General features: G+C 39.4%; 16 protein-coding genes. 13 read left to right on the top strand and 3 right to left on the bottom strand.

All coding sequences use genetic code 11. The features are described from left to right. Positions 1-48: 48 nt before the first annotated feature. Complete coding sequence (locus QDN89_RS12200) at positions 49-729, top strand: hypothetical protein (protein ID WP_280770418.1); 681 nt, start codon at positions 49-51, stop codon at positions 727-729. Between the two features lie 53 nt (positions 730-782). Here the strand turns inward: QDN89_RS12200 and QDN89_RS12195 are convergent, their stop codons facing one another. Next, complete coding sequence (locus QDN89_RS12195) at positions 783-980, bottom strand: CsbD family protein (protein WP_280770417.1); 198 nt, start codon at positions 978-980, stop codon at positions 783-785. A 135-nt stretch (positions 981-1115) separates the two neighbouring features. On the opposite strand from QDN89_RS12195, the gene QDN89_RS12190 reads away from it, so the two are divergent. From QDN89_RS12190 to QDN89_RS12160, 7 genes are all read left to right on the top strand, one after another. Beyond that, positions 1116-2621, top strand: a complete 1506-nt coding sequence (locus QDN89_RS12190) for an amidase (protein WP_280770416.1) — start codon at positions 1116-1118, stop codon at positions 2619-2621. 327 nt (positions 2622-2948) lie between these two features. Beyond that, positions 2949-3509, top strand: a complete 561-nt coding sequence (locus tag QDN89_RS12185) for an RNA polymerase sigma factor (protein ID WP_280770415.1) — start codon at positions 2949-2951, stop codon at positions 3507-3509. Then, positions 3506-4345, top strand: a complete 840-nt coding sequence (locus QDN89_RS12180) for an anti-sigma factor (RefSeq protein ID WP_280770414.1) — start codon at positions 3506-3508, stop codon at positions 4343-4345. Before QDN89_RS12185 ends, QDN89_RS12180 begins: the two co-directional genes overlap by 4 nt. 226 nt (positions 4346-4571) lie before the next feature. Next, entirely contained in the window at positions 4572-5945 is a 1374-nt protein-coding gene (locus tag QDN89_RS12175; RefSeq protein WP_280770413.1) for a copper amine oxidase, read from the top strand. A gap of 40 nt (positions 5946-5985) precedes the next feature. Then, complete coding sequence (locus QDN89_RS12170) at positions 5986-6678, top strand: class F sortase (RefSeq protein ID WP_280770412.1); 693 nt, start codon at positions 5986-5988, stop codon at positions 6676-6678. A gap of 274 nt (positions 6679-6952) precedes the next feature. Next, on the top strand, positions 6953-7729 hold the full coding sequence (locus QDN89_RS12165) for an ABC transporter ATP-binding protein (RefSeq protein WP_425335401.1): 777 nt from the start codon (positions 6953-6955) through the stop codon (positions 7727-7729). 3 nt (positions 7730-7732) lie between these two features. After that, positions 7733-9334 (top strand): hypothetical protein, encoded by a 1602-nt coding sequence (locus tag QDN89_RS12160; protein WP_280770411.1) that lies wholly within the window; start codon positions 7733-7735, stop codon positions 9332-9334. Positions 9335-9515: 181 nt separating this feature from the next. On the opposite strand, the gene QDN89_RS12155 is transcribed toward QDN89_RS12160, so the two are convergent. Beyond that, positions 9516-10172 (bottom strand): vitamin K epoxide reductase family protein, encoded by a 657-nt coding sequence (locus QDN89_RS12155; protein WP_280770410.1) that lies wholly within the window; start codon positions 10170-10172, stop codon positions 9516-9518. A gap of 304 nt (positions 10173-10476) precedes the next feature. Next, on the bottom strand, positions 10477-10821 hold the full coding sequence (locus QDN89_RS12150) for a DUF192 domain-containing protein (RefSeq protein WP_280770409.1): 345 nt from the start codon (positions 10819-10821) through the stop codon (positions 10477-10479). A gap of 204 nt (positions 10822-11025) precedes the next feature. Here QDN89_RS12150 and QDN89_RS12145 point away from each other — a divergent pair, with 204 nt between their 5' ends. From QDN89_RS12145 to QDN89_RS12125, 5 genes are all read left to right on the top strand, one after another. After that, positions 11026-11193: a Flp family type IVb pilin gene (locus QDN89_RS12145; protein WP_280770408.1), complete on the top strand. Its 168-nt coding sequence runs from the start codon at positions 11026-11028 to the stop codon at positions 11191-11193. 290 nt (positions 11194-11483) lie between these two features. Then, a complete protein-coding gene (locus tag QDN89_RS12140) occupies positions 11484-11645 on the top strand; it encodes a Flp family type IVb pilin (protein WP_280770407.1) in 162 nt (53 codons plus the stop codon). An 87-nt stretch (positions 11646-11732) separates the two neighbouring features. Next, positions 11733-12239 (top strand): A24 family peptidase, encoded by a 507-nt coding sequence (locus QDN89_RS12135; RefSeq protein ID WP_280770406.1) that lies wholly within the window; start codon positions 11733-11735, stop codon positions 12237-12239. Further along, positions 12236-12610: a TadE/TadG family type IV pilus assembly protein gene (locus QDN89_RS12130; RefSeq protein WP_280770405.1), complete on the top strand. Its 375-nt coding sequence runs from the start codon at positions 12236-12238 to the stop codon at positions 12608-12610. Before QDN89_RS12135 ends, QDN89_RS12130 begins: the two co-directional genes overlap by 4 nt. Further along, a complete protein-coding gene (locus QDN89_RS12125; RefSeq protein WP_280770404.1) occupies positions 12611-13768 on the top strand; it encodes a pilus assembly protein TadG-related protein in 1158 nt (385 codons plus the stop codon). Positions 13769-13791 lie beyond the last annotated feature (23 nt).

Genomic DNA, 13791 nt, shown 5'->3' with positions numbered 1-13791 from the left:
CAACTATATCCAGTTATTCTAGTAGTAAGAGTTGAGGGAGGCGTTTAGATGGATCGTTTAAAAAGGTTGACGACAATCAGTTTTCTGTTATGTATTGCTATTGGGTTAGGCATATCCTTCGTCATTGGAGAAGCAGATTCAACGTATCATTCCGAGTTAGAGGGAGATATTGGCTATTTAGCGAGCCAAGAAAAATTAGAATCTGATTTGTTTGATTTGGCCTTTGATACGACATTCAAAGGACGGGTCCATGTGTCAGACCAAGAGAAGGTCAAAATGGTCTCGTCATTTATTAACATCTATGAATATGGCGAACACGTAGCACAATTTCCACTTGGTTCTTTACATTACGATGATGAGTTCCCTTTTGACTACCCACACATTGATTTCGTATTAGGTGGAATCAATCATAGTGATGAAGAGGAGATAGAGGAAGGCTTTTATTGGACCAATGTTGTTCAAGTTGGTGAGGGAAGTTTAAGAAGTCATTTGGATATGGCCGATGAAGGTCGATTTTCATTCTCGTCAAACGAAGAGGTTGGAGCAGTGAATGATGGAGAGCTGGTGTTACTTGGGGTTGCTCTGATGGAAGGAGAAGCGGAAATGCAATCCATTTCAGGAGATCGTGATCGATTTTACCATTGGGCTGAAAACAAAGAAAAAGTATTTGCATATGAAGTTCTTATTTCTTCTGGTGACGAAATGGAAGAGACGTGGGATAAGCGATAGGGAAAAGAACCGTCATCATTGATGACGGTTCTTTCTGTCGTGTCGGCTAACGTTTATTTGCCTTCTTCCCAAGTGTCTACTTCTTTTTCAGCATCTTCTTTAGACTTTCCGTATCTTTCTTGGATTTTTCCTACAAGTTTATCTTTATTACCATCTACTTCTTTCACATCATTATCTGTAAGTTTTGACCACTTCTTTTTCGTCTCTCCTGTTAGTTGCTTCCATTTACCTTTTAGTGTATCTCTATTCATGCGAATCTCTCCTTTGAGTATTAATAATTGGTTATATATATGGTGTACCACGTTAGTTTTCCGATAAAACGTTATTGGAGGAATTTGGTACAATAGTCGGTAATAAACAAAACTAATTAATAGGGGAGAGTATTGATGGACATATATACATATAAAACAATGGATGGTGTTGATTTAGCAGAGCTGATTCGGAAAAAAGAAATGAAGCCTAAAGAACTGGTAGAGCTAAGTTTCCAGCAGTTAGAGGTCGTGAATTCATATCTAAATGCAGTTACTCATCACCGGAAGGAAAAAGCGTTGAAAGAAGCTGATCAATTTGAGACGAAAGGCGGAGAACTAGCAGGTATCCCAATTTTATTAAAAAATATATCCCAGGCTTTGGAAGGAGAGAAATTAACGGCAGGGTCGAAGTTACTCGTGGAAAATGTGGCAAAACACGATTCGAACTTGGTAAAAAGACTTCGTAACGGTGGTCTGATTGTTGGCGGGCATACAAATACTCCTGAATTTGGGTTGAAAAATATTACAGAACCAGAGAGTCATGGAGCAACGAAAAATCCTTGGAATACAAATTATTCTCCAGGTGGTTCCAGCGGTGGTTCGGCTGCCGCAGTTGCATCTGGGATTGTACCGATTGCAGGAGCCAGTGATGGTGGTGGGTCGATCCGAATTCCTGCTTCGTTTACGGGATTGTTCGGATTGAAACCGACTCGAGGTCGTACGCCAGTTGGACCTGGTGCAGGTCGACAATGGCAAGGAGCAGCGATTGATTTTGCATTGAGTCGTACTGTGCGTGATAGTGCCGTCATGCTTGATCTGTTGCAGACGGTTCAAGCCGAAGCGGCTTTTCAAACCCCATTATTTCCTAGTCGTTACAAGGACGAGGGAGAGAAGAAGTGGGACAAACCCCTTCGAGTAGCTGTTTCAGACGATTCGCCTGTTGGTACACCAGTCTCGGATGAAGCACGCAAAGCTGTACGGGAAACGGCAGAATGGTTGGAAAGAGAAGGGCATCATGTGGAAAAGATTGCACCAAAAATCGATGGCGTATCTTTGATGCGGCAGTACTATTTGATGAACAGTGGAGAAATGTCTGCTGTTATTCACTCTCTAGAAAAAGGAATCGGCAGGACGCTTACGGCAAACGACATGGAAATTGAAACGTGGTTATTAAATCAAGCGGGGAAATCTGTTTCAGCAGCGGAATTTTCCTTGAGTTTGGGCGCATGGGATGTAGCTGCAGCGGAAATGACCACTTTCCATGAAACGTATGATTTTTATGTGACACCGGCGACCGCTTTTACGGCTCCAAAGGTCGGCGAGTTAACCCATTCCGCTGAGCGCAAGGGTGAGTTAATAGAAGCGATGGAAAAAGCGGATAAAAAAGATCAACAACAGCTTATTTATGATATGTTTTTGCCGAGTTTAACCTACACGCCCTTTACGCAATTGGCTAACTTAACCGGACAACCGGCCATGTCTGTTCCTGTGCACGTGTCGAAAGAGGGAATGCCTCTCGGTGTTCATGTGATGGCGTCAAAAGGAAGGGAAGATTTGCTGTTGCGCCTCGCTTTTCAAATGGAACAGTCGGCTTTGTGGGAAGGGATGAACGGAAATCCGTGGTATGAGCGGCGAAGATGAAGGTGATGAGTGGGGTTTACGAGTTTGTGCGTGAAAATATGAATTTGTGCGTGAAAAAACAAATTTGTGCGTGAAAAATAGGGTTTTATGCGTGAATTAGAATAATTATCGCCCAACTCAACAAACCAAAACAAACAATTTATCTTTTTAGAGGTGAAATTAGCAATTCTAAATGGGGAATGAACAACTTGATACATAGGTAACGAGTTTCAGCTTTTCTAGGCAGGGTAAAAGTAACTGTTATCGATATTTTTATATAAAGTGATCTAAAACGTTCGCTCCTTCGTTAATTAAAGTAAGGAGACTATCTAGAGTGAGGAGATAAAGATGGGAAAACACGAGGACCTTAAGTTTTATGATCGCCTGCGAGAAGGAGATAAGCAGGCTTTGGAAACTCTTTACGACAAATATGAGCGTCTCCTTTATTCTTTTTCATATAAAATGGTGAACAACCCTGAGGCCGCGGAAGAAGTGGTTCAAGAGGTGATGATCAAGTTATGGAAAGGAAAGGGAGGTTATTCGCCAGAATATGGAAAGTTCTCATCTTGGCTATTAACAGTTACTCGACACACTGCGATCGATTATTTGCGAAAGCAGAAAAAAGTCAGCACAGAAGAAGTTCACACAGAAGTAGAACTTCACGATAGCGAGCCTCCGATCGAAGAAGTGTTAGAATGGAAAGAAAAGGGAGAACGATTGCATCAAGCGATGAAAACATTAAAACGAGAACAACAATTGATTATTGATCTATTTTATTTTAAAGGTTATTCTCAAAAGAAAATATCAGAGAAAGTGGATATTCCTTTAGGAACGGTGAAAGGGAGGATCCGTTTAGCATTAAAACATTTAAAGAGTGAATTATATGAGGAGAGGGGGGATTTACAATGACAGAGCGCATGTGTGAGCAAGTCATCGATTATTTTAATGATCAGCTATCTGATGATGATAAAAAAATATTTGAAGAGCACCTGCAAAATTGTGAATCCTGCAAAGAGGAGCTAGCAGAGTTGCGCGAATTAACGGATGATCTTCCTCTTATTTCGGAACCGATGGAACCTCCTCGAGGAATGAAGCAAAGAGTATTATCTTCTGTATTCGATGATGAAACAGAAGATGAAACAACCGATTCGAAACTACTAACACCAATAGATGAAAAAGTCACGGAAGAAAAACCATTACCTGTAAAGCGAAAGAATAGAGGATCAGCATTTATTTATGGATCACTTGCAGCTGCTTTGCTACTATCCCTAATAGGGAACGGGTACCTTTGGAACGAGCAGCAAAACTTGAGCCAAGATAAGCAACAATTAATGATGGAAAGAGATATTATCGAATCGGATTACCTTGCTTTACTGGAAGAAGAGGAAGAGGGTACAGGAACATCTGATGTTCTATTAACATCGAATCTTGCTTCTGTGGAAGATGAAGGGACGCAAGGGCAAGGAACAGCGACGATTATTTCTGAAAACGGGAATGTTGATTTAGTCATTCAAGTGTCTGATATGCCAGAAGCTACCGGAACAGAAGTTTTCCAAGCATGGGTGATCGATGATGAGACGCCTTATCCGACAGGAAGCTTTAATATTGATGAAAACGGAAATGGTGCTGTGACATTTAGAATTAGTGACATGGGAGATTTCCAGATTGATCAAATTGCGATTACGTTAGAACCACAACCTGATAATGAACAACCAGAAGGGCAACTCTTGTTAGCCTCTCAATAACGAATAAAACTACCGATCATCAAAGTCTTTGGACTTAATGGTCGGTAGTTTTTTAATTAATGCTTAAATTTCAGAAATGTATTTCGTGTGAAAACCTAGTCATATCAACAATTTCAAAACTTTTATAAGTTTTTTTACAAAAAAATGATCTAAAAAGTGATCCATTTGATTTTCCTTTCCGTTATCTAGGGTAAGAAAGAAAAAAACAAAAGAGGAGATGTTTAATATGAATTGGAAAAGATCATTAGCAATTGTACCACTTAGTGCAACATTATTATTCCCAGCAGGCGTTTTGGGCGCAGATCACGGGGAAGAAGAAAAGATGGATCAAGGTCAGGAGCACGAATTGAGTGTTTCCACACCGGCATCTGATTTGAGAGCAACATTGGATATGTACTTATCAGAGCATGCGTTTCTCGCAGTTGTTGCCATGCAAAAAGGCATTGATGGATCAGAAGACTTTGAGGCTGCAGCAGCATCATTAGCGAATAATACTGATGACTTAACGGGAGCGATTGCGAGTGTTTATGGCGATGAAGCTGGCGAACAGTTCCGAGGTATGTGGGAAGATCACATTGGTTTTTTCGTGGATTATGTAACAGCAACAGCAGAAGATGATGAAGAAGGACGAGAAGCAGCATTAGCAGCTTTGGATAACTACAAAGCAGACTTCTCAGAATTTCTTGAATCTGCGACAGATGAAAGGTTGGAAGCAGGTGCATTAGCAGAAGGTCTTCAAATGCACGTCAATCAACTAGTTTGGGCATTCGATCAGTATAACGAAGGTGAATTTGAATCAGCTTACGATAATGTACGCGAAGGGATTCACCATATGTATGGTGTAGGAAAAGGATTATCAACAGCAATCGTTGATCAATTTTCCGAAGATTTCGACAGTTCGCACCCAGACACTCCAGCAGCAGACCTTCGTGCAGACTTAAACCATTTGCTTTCTGAGCACGCCGCACTAGCTACATTAGCGATGCAAAAAGGAATTGATGGTGCCGAAGATTTTGAAGCAACAGCTGGAGCTTTGAATGAAAATACAGAAGAACTTAGTGGAGCAATCGCTTCTGTTTACGGTGATGACGCTGGAGAAGCATTCCAAGATCAGTGGAGTGAACATATTGACTTCTTTGTTAACTACGTCGTAGCGACAGCAGAAGAAGATGAAGCAGGACAACAAGAAGCACTAGATAACTTAGATGGATACCGTGTTACATTCGCAGAGTTTCTTGAAACAGCGACAGAAGAGCGTTTAGATGCTAGTGATTTGGCTGACGGACTGCAAATGCACGTGGACCAGTTAGTTGGAGCATTCGATAGCTATGTAGAAGGTGACTATGAAACTTCTTATGAAAACATTCGTGAAGCATATGCTCACATGTTCGGCGTAGGTGAAGGGCTTTCAGGAGCGATCGTTGACCAGTTCCCTGAAAACTTTGAATCAGATATGCCAAATGAAATGCCAAAAACAGGTATGGGCGGTATGAGTGACGCTAACCAAAGTTCAACTTGGATACTATATACAGTGGCTTCTCTTTTCCTAGCATCATTCATCATAATGATTGCAAGAAGAAAAGCTGTTACGCAACAATAGGTTAATAGATAATTTTAGCTTGAAAACAAAGGTGATGAGGATGAAAAAATGGATGCTCGGTTTGCTAATGCTGTTAGCTGCCTGTTCAACGGAGAATGTTGAAAATGTAGATGGTAGTAGCGGCAATATGAATACTACTAACATGACTGAAAACAGCATAACTGACGTCGTCGAAGAGGAAGTGGACGAGGCTGACCAAGTGTCAGCCTCCCCTTCCTTAACACTTCCATCAGAATTAACTGCCGGCGGTGACAGCTCTTCCGTAATGAGTTATGAAAGAGAAGGTATTGTTCCACATCGTATTGAAATACCAGCCATCGGTGTAGATGCAACAATAGAACATGTCGGATTACTACCTAGCGGGCAGATGGATGAACCATCTGAAATGGATGATGTAGCTTGGTATGAAGGTGGCTATATGCCAGGTGAACAAGGAAGTTCTGTTTTAGCAGGGCATGTTGATAGCAGAACGGGACCAGCAATTTTTTTCGACCTTCATAAACTCGAGCAAGGAGACGAAATCATTGTTACGGATGACGAAGGTGTCGAGAAAGTCTTCGTTGTCCAAAAAAGTGAAAGCTATGATCGAAACGATGCACCATTACAGCAAATATTTGGTTATTCGTATCGTAGTCAGCTAAATTTGATTACATGTACAGGAGAATTTAATTCAGAAGCGGGAACACACGATGAGCGACTCGTCGTTTACACCGTTTTGAAAGATGATTTGTAGAAGAAATGAACCTGACCGGATTGTGCGGTCAGGTTTTTTAGTGGCTTGTGCGTGAAAAAGAAGAGTTTGCGCGTGAAAACCAGGATTTGTGCGTGAGAATCGGGGATTGCGAGTGAAAATAGGGATCTTCTGCGTGAAAATGAATGTTTTATGCGTAAACTAGAATGATTATCATCCGAGCAACTCCAACCAAATCATAAACTTCCATGCAATCACGTTGGTCCACATGTTAAAATGTGGTTATTCAAACTATAGACAGATGGCGGTGAGAAAGATCGAACCAATATTAGAACTAAAACAACTATCCAAAAGTTTTGGCAATGCGAATGTGTTACATAACATCGACTTAACCGTCCACAAAGGTGAGATTATCGGATACATAGGACCGAACGGAGCGGGAAAAAGTACGACCGTTAAAATCATGCTCGGATTAATTGATGAGTTTGAGGGAGAAATTCGTATTTTTGGCGAAGACATTTCCAAAGGTGACCCTGCCTATAAAGGAAGGATTGGCTATGTGCCGGAAACGGCTGACTTATATGAAAATTTAACAGCATACGAATATTTAACATTTATCGGTGAATTGTATGGTATGGAAGAAGAGGCAGTGGATCAGAAAGCGAAGCAGCTAGTGAAGCTTTTAGGAATTGAGGAAGTGTACCATTCTAGAATCTCTTCTTTCTCAAAAGGAATGAAACAAAAAGTGCTCATCATTTCAAGCATGATTCACAACCCTGACTTGCTGTTTTTAGATGAACCGCTTAGTGGGTTAGACGCTAATAGCGTGATGATTGTGAAAGAAATTCTTGCAAAACTGGCGGCGGAAGGTAAAACGATTTTCTACTCGTCACACATTATGGAGGTTGTGGAGAAGATCAGTCATCGAATCGTGCTTCTTGCTGACGGAAAGCTCGTAGCTGACGGGACGTTTGAACAACTACAAGGTCAAAATAAAGATGGGACACTAGAAGAGATCTTCAACCAGCTCACAGGTTTCGATGAGCATGATCAGATCGCTGAACAGTTTGTCTCTATCGTTAAAGAGGGATAACCGATGAGAAACTATCCTTCTCTCAAGTTTATCGATTTGTTTGAAAAAATATTTCGCTTTTTTGATGTGAATTATCCACTGATGCGTAAAATCCTCCAGATTAAATTAACAATGGACCGTAGGAGAGCTCCGACCGTTTTCAATGAACGGGGCAAAAAAGAAGAGGACGATGAATCGAATAAATTTTTGAAATCATTATGGATTTATGCCTTTTTAGGGTTAATTTTAGTTCCATTTATTTTAATTAGAGATAGCTATATTTTTCCGATGAGCCTTGTATATGGCGTATTGATGTTTTTACTAATGACATCGATGATCTCAGATTTTTCGCAAGTTTTGCTCGATATTAGGGATAAAAACATCTTGAACACGAAGCCGGTGGATAAAAGAACGGTGAATGCGGCAAAAATTGTTCACGTGAGCATTTATATGTTTATTCTCACAGGAACCATTACTGGAATTCCGCTGCTTGTTAGCTTGATTGCCAGAGAAATTCCGTTTTTTCTCGTATTCCTTGGTCAGATCATTTTAATCGACCTGTTCATCGTTGTCGTAACCGCGCTATTATATATTCTTATCCTTAAATTTTTTGATGGGGAAAAACTAAAGGATATCATTAATTACGTGCAAATTGCCTTGTCGCTATCGATTGTCATCGGGTACCAACTTGTTATTCGTTCGTTTGAGTTTCTAGAGTTGGACTTTTCGTTTGCGGCACAATGGTGGCAAGTGTTTTTACCACCGGTTTGGTACGGTGCGTTGTTTGAAGTGTTATTAGGCCAATCGCGTGACGGTTATTTGCTACTATTTTCCGTGCTAGCTGTCATTATACCGTTTCTTTCCATCTATATTTATGTGAAATCCATTCCTTCGTTTGAGCGGAACCTCGAGAAGTTAGCCCATCAAGGCGCTGCGAAAAAAACGAAACGTGACCGAATCGGACCGTGGGTTTGTTCGACGAAAGAAGAAAGATTATTTTACAACTTTGCTAAAAAAATGATGAAAAACGAACGTCAATTTAAACTAAAAGTGTATCCATCGTTTGGTTTGTCGTTTATTATTCCATTCATTTTAATTTTTAACGAACTTCGCATGAGTTCATTTTCAGAAATTGTCGATAGCCGGTATTTCTTATCTGTTTATTTCGCATCGATGATGATTCCTACCATTATCCTCATGTTGAGGTATTCGGAAAACTATAAAGGATCTTGGATTTTCCGAGCGCTGCCAATTACAAGCATGACTCCTTTGTTCAAAGGCACATTGAAAGCTTTTATGGTGAAATTATATCTTCCAGTGTTTCTAGTATTAAGTTTTTTATTGATGCTGATCTTTTCGGTTGGTATATGGTTTGATCTGATTGTCGTCTGGCTCGTTTCGAGTTTATTTGTATTGATTTGCTTTAAGTTTCTAAATGAAGGGAAGCTTCCGTTCTCCGAGTCGTTTGAGATGACACAACAAGAAACAGGTAAAATGTTTTTGTTGTTTATACCAATCCCTATATTCTTCGGGATTCACTTTTGGATGACAACCTTCGAATACGGTGTGTATATCTACGGAGCCGTTTTACTGATTGCAAATATCGTTTTCTGGAGAAAACTATAATTATGCTAGGGAATCCTAACGGGTTCCTTATCGTATAGCAAAATTGCAAATAGAGGTGTATCTATATTTGCAGCCTAATTTAAAATGGCTCCGTTCAAATTTGAACGGAGCCATTTTTACACTTATTAAACTTTCTTTTTCATATAAACTCTAGTTCACCAAGAATCAGCTCTTTCCTTTACTATACACCAGGTGCAGGAATGATCGTCACGATCCAAAAGCTTAGCACAGCAAGAGCTCCTATCATAAACATGAAGAACATCCATGTTAGACCTTTTCTGTCTAATGCAGTACGAGCATTACGCAGTAATACGCCAAGTGACGGTAAATTACTCATGCGTAGCATAACTAGTTCAAGCGCAAAGAGTATTGTCGTAGCGGTAGCTGACACCATACAAAATGGGCAAATGGCTCCAATAACGAATAATTGCAAATAAACAAAGAAAGCTGAAGACATCACGCCAATCGCTGTCAGCGGTGTTAAAATTTTGAGCACTAAAGGATGACGTGAGTGAAACCACATCCCTGCGAATAATAACACTGTAAGATAATAGAAGGCTCCCAATAAAGCCAATGGGATACCAAACACATAAGCCCAATCGCTAGTCATAACTGCCCAAGGTGTTCCTGTTACATCGAATCCAGCGGGTAAGGGCAGTACCCAGAAATGAATGCCACTTAAGAAAACACTCACTGCCCAACCAATCGCAGCAACAGCAGTAAAGACAGCAAACAGCTTAGGTACCACTGATCCATAAGCATATGAAGTATCATCGGTAGTTTCTTGAGTTACTTCTCTTCCAAAAGTAAAAGTTCTTTCATGTAATATATCTTTCATCGTTAACCCTCCATCAATAAATATTTTGTAATACCCCATCAGGTATAAAAGTATTATAAAATACCATAAGGGGTATGTCAAGAGGGTGTCTACATAATATTAAAGAGCAAAAGAATATAGTGATACTAGTTAGCTGCCTTAAACGCCAGCAAGCTTTAGGTCTTCTCACATAAAAAATGTCTATCAAATGAACAAACCATTTGATAGACAACCTATACTAAATTTTCTTAGTTTGAGATAGGCAACAGAACCCTCTAGGGGAACCCAGACCTTATTTTCGTTCTTATCGATTCATTGATCCTCGTTAAAGTTCAAGTTTCTCTCCTTTTTGCAGCCCCTCTTGTTGAATCGTTCCTTTTGGTAACTCCAACACAGATTTTGAATGGGCAACAGGAGGGACGAACCTCCATGGTTTTAAATTCTCTATCATATGAACGATTCGTTCGTTTTTATCTAAAAACAACACGTCGATTGGAAAGTTCATAAAACATGTATGAATAGAATTACACGGCTTAATCCACAGTGCCTCATTTTCGATAGGTTTTCTTCTAAACATCAATCCCTTTAAACGCGTAGCAAATGTATCGGCTTTTTTGACAGTTCCTAATTCTAAGCGGGAAACCTTTGCTAATTTGGTATTTTCAATCATGAATAACCCCTCCTTTTTCGTTAAACTTTATTTGTTAAAAAGTATAAAAAATTCTAAATAAAGCACAATTCGCCATATTTGTAAAAAAAACTTCTTTTTTTATTAAAAATATCTTTACAAGTTCATTATAACGAACTATACTAAAAAGTACAAACAGGTTCTTATTTAAGAACAAAATCCTCAACTTTTGAAAGGAGGATCAATGTGTATAAACGAATCTTAATGTTCGCAAAAGAGGAACAAGGTTCTGGAATGGTTGAGTACGCATTAATTATTTCAGGGATTGCTTTAGGAGCGTTTGCAGCCGTTATGTCATTTGGGACAGGAGTTTTAGAGTTATATGAAAATACCATTGAAAGGCTCGAGTGGTAGAAAAAAATTAACGAATAACCTAACATGATTTTTTGTTTGAGAAAGTTAGTCGTAGCAACGTTTTCGTTCTATATAGTGGAATTAAACGAAAGTTATTCAAACTTTTTTTAAAAAAACACTTTACAAATTCATTATAACGAACTATAGTAAGAGACAGGTTAAGTTCTTAATAAAGAACAAAAGCGATTTGGAGAATTTCCAGGGAATAGTTGGTTGAAAAGGAAATGTCGTCATTGCTTTTCAGCCAATTAAATATAAAAATCCAAAAAACTCAAGGAGGAATTATTATTATGATGGAAAAAATGAAGAACTTAGTGGTGGAAGAAGAAGGACAAGGAATGGTGGAGTACGCATTGATTATTTCATTAATCGCAGTTGCATTAGTAACCATTTTAGGAACACTACAAGGTGGGATTTCAGACGTATTCCAATCGATTGTAGACGCTTTTTAATGAGTAGTTATAAATTATCATGAAAACTTGTCCTCAGCCCTACTTTCCTAAAGTAGGGCTCTCATTCTAAAACAGGGGGGAAAGGCAATGCCATTTCTCATTACTATCATATTGGCCGTCGTATTAGTCATCTCGTTTATTACCGATATTCGTACGAGACGCATCTTAAATATCGTAACACTTCCAGCAATTTTATTCGGTCTTATCTATTATACAGTCACTCTTGGTTGGGAAGGTTTGTTGTTCAGTGGAGCTGGTTTTCTAGTTGGTTTATTACTTCTTCTCATACCGTATCTCTTAGGGGGGATGGGCGCAGGAGATGTGAAATTGTTAGCTGCAATTGGTGCGTTAACAGGTGTCTCGTTTGTTTTCTACTCATTTATTTATACCGCTATTATAGGCGGAGTCATTTCGATCTTTCTAATTATGAAAAAAAGAGGCGTTGTTCATTCGATCAGGTCCTTCATATATATGCCATTACTGAAAAGTACGAAAGGAAGCTTCACCTCCCATTCTGATAGAATTACGTTCCCGTATGGTGTGGCGATTGTCTTCGGAACAGTCATTGCATATGTAGGGAGAGTGTGGGTATGAAATCGCAAAAAGGTCAGTCGCTCGTTGAATTTGCTTTAGTTATTCCTCTATTAATTGTTTTACTTTTTGGAATAGTTGATTTCGGAAGAGTGTTCCACACCTATTTAACTCTTGATCATGTTGGCAGAGAGGCGGCAAGAGCTGCCAGTGTTGGTGCAACAGATGGGGAAATTATTAGTATTGCTGAAAGCAATGGATCTAGTATTAACTTAACGGGAGGTCAAGTGACGATAAGTCCTGCTGGTGAGAAAAGTTCGGGTGAAAATGTCACAATTACAATCACTTATCCAGTCGGTTTTTTAACACCAGTCATTGGCGATATCATAGGACCACTTGAATTATCAAATACAACAGTAATGAGGTTGGAGTAAATGAAAAAAATTCGTGAAATTTTTCAAAAAGAAGATGGGAATGTATTAGTCCTCGTTGCCCTTTCTATTGTTGTTCTTCTGGGGTTTACTGCAATGGCTGTAGATGCTGGAAGAATGTATGCAGAAAAAAGTAACTTGCAAAAAGCGATGGATGCCTCCGCTCTTGCAGGAGCCCAAGTTTATTATTCGGAAGAAGACTCTAAAGTTAAAGCAGTTGAAATAGCTGATTTGAACGGGTTTACTATTGATGAAAGTGATGTTGTCGTTGACGAAACGAATAAACATGTGAAAGTGACACAACAATCAAATATCCCATTAACGTTTGCGAAAATTTTAGGAATAACGGATGCAGATATTGGTGCATCAGCAACTGCTGCGATTTTTCCTTTAATTCAAAGTATCGGTATTGCTCCTATTGCAGTAGATGAGTCAAGTATTCCAGATGGAACATTTCTTAATTGCGAAAACCCTGGAAACAAAGTGAAAGAAGTGAATTTTAATAGTTTAATTAAGGGGAACGCAAGCGAAGACTATAAAACTGGGTTTAAAGATGGTTACGAAGAAGGTTACATTGATGGGTACGATAAAAATTCTGAAAGGTCATTCGACGGTAGTTATGCAAATGATAATGAAGAAGGTTTTGCTGAGGGCTACGCAGAAGGATTTGAAGCAGGGGAAGCAGATGGAAACGATATTGGTAACAAAGGGAACTGCGGTTTTCTTGCAATAGATGGTTCTGGAGCAAGTGCTTTAAAAGAAGCAATTTTAAACGGAACAGAGAGAGCAATAGGGGATGATCTTGAAGAAGATACGGAACCTGGAAGAAGTCAAGGACCTGTTAAATCAGCGATAGAGGAATTAATATCGAGAGATGTAAATGGAGGAGAAGAGAGAGCGCATTGCCAAGATCAAGACACGGCGGACAGTCGATGTGAGCGTGTCATTACTGTTGCCGTAGTAGCAGAAGGCGCTTTTGATAACATTTCCGGTCGAGATACTTTAGAAATCATTGCCTTTGCTTCTTACTGGCTGGAAGGAATGGGCACAGGTCAAGATAAACATCGTATTATTGGACACTTTATCGAAATGGTTACTCTTGGTGAAGGGGAAGAAGGAGTAAACGAAAAAGGTGCGTATAGTGTTAGATTAATAGAATAAAACATCATGAAAATTAGAAATTA

Origin of the sequence: Salipaludibacillus daqingensis (genome assembly GCF_029891575.1) — a bacterium.
Taxonomy (GTDB): domain Bacteria; phylum Bacillota; class Bacilli; order Bacillales; family Salisediminibacteriaceae; genus Salipaludibacillus; species Salipaludibacillus daqingensis.
Note: the sequence above shows the minus strand (reverse complement) of the source record. Positions and strands in the feature narration are given on the sequence as shown.

Bases quoted from the DNA above. Each gene is read 5' to 3' on its own strand.
- QDN89_RS12150 (WP_280770409.1), bottom strand. From the start codon at position 10,821: ATGATTGAAAATACCAAATTAGCAAAGGTTTCCCGCTTAGAATTAGGA.
- QDN89_RS12130 (WP_280770405.1), top strand. From the start codon at position 12,236: ATGAAATCGCAAAAAGGTCAGTCGCTCGTTGAATTTGCTTTAGTTATT.
- QDN89_RS12135 (WP_280770406.1), top strand. From the start codon at position 11,733: ATGCCATTTCTCATTACTATCATATTGGCCGTCGTATTAGTCATCTCG.
- QDN89_RS12125 (WP_280770404.1), top strand. From the start codon at position 12,611: ATGAAAAAAATTCGTGAAATTTTTCAAAAAGAAGATGGGAATGTATTA.
- QDN89_RS12160 (WP_280770411.1), top strand. From the start codon at position 7,733: ATGAGAAACTATCCTTCTCTCAAGTTTATCGATTTGTTTGAAAAAATA.
- QDN89_RS12155 (WP_280770410.1), bottom strand. From the start codon at position 10,172: ATGAAAGATATATTACATGAAAGAACTTTTACTTTTGGAAGAGAAGTA.
- QDN89_RS12140 (WP_280770407.1), top strand. From the start codon at position 11,484: ATGATGGAAAAAATGAAGAACTTAGTGGTGGAAGAAGAAGGACAAGGA.
- QDN89_RS12170 (WP_280770412.1), top strand. From the start codon at position 5,986: ATGAAAAAATGGATGCTCGGTTTGCTAATGCTGTTAGCTGCCTGTTCA.
- QDN89_RS12195 (WP_280770417.1), bottom strand. From the start codon at position 980: ATGAATAGAGATACACTAAAAGGTAAATGGAAGCAACTAACAGGAGAG.
- QDN89_RS12200 (WP_280770418.1), top strand. From the start codon at position 49: ATGGATCGTTTAAAAAGGTTGACGACAATCAGTTTTCTGTTATGTATT.
- QDN89_RS12185 (WP_280770415.1), top strand. From the start codon at position 2,949: ATGGGAAAACACGAGGACCTTAAGTTTTATGATCGCCTGCGAGAAGGA.
- QDN89_RS12175 (WP_280770413.1), top strand. From the start codon at position 4,572: ATGAATTGGAAAAGATCATTAGCAATTGTACCACTTAGTGCAACATTA.
- QDN89_RS12190 (WP_280770416.1), top strand. From the start codon at position 1,116: ATGGACATATATACATATAAAACAATGGATGGTGTTGATTTAGCAGAG.
- QDN89_RS12180 (WP_280770414.1), top strand. From the start codon at position 3,506: ATGACAGAGCGCATGTGTGAGCAAGTCATCGATTATTTTAATGATCAG.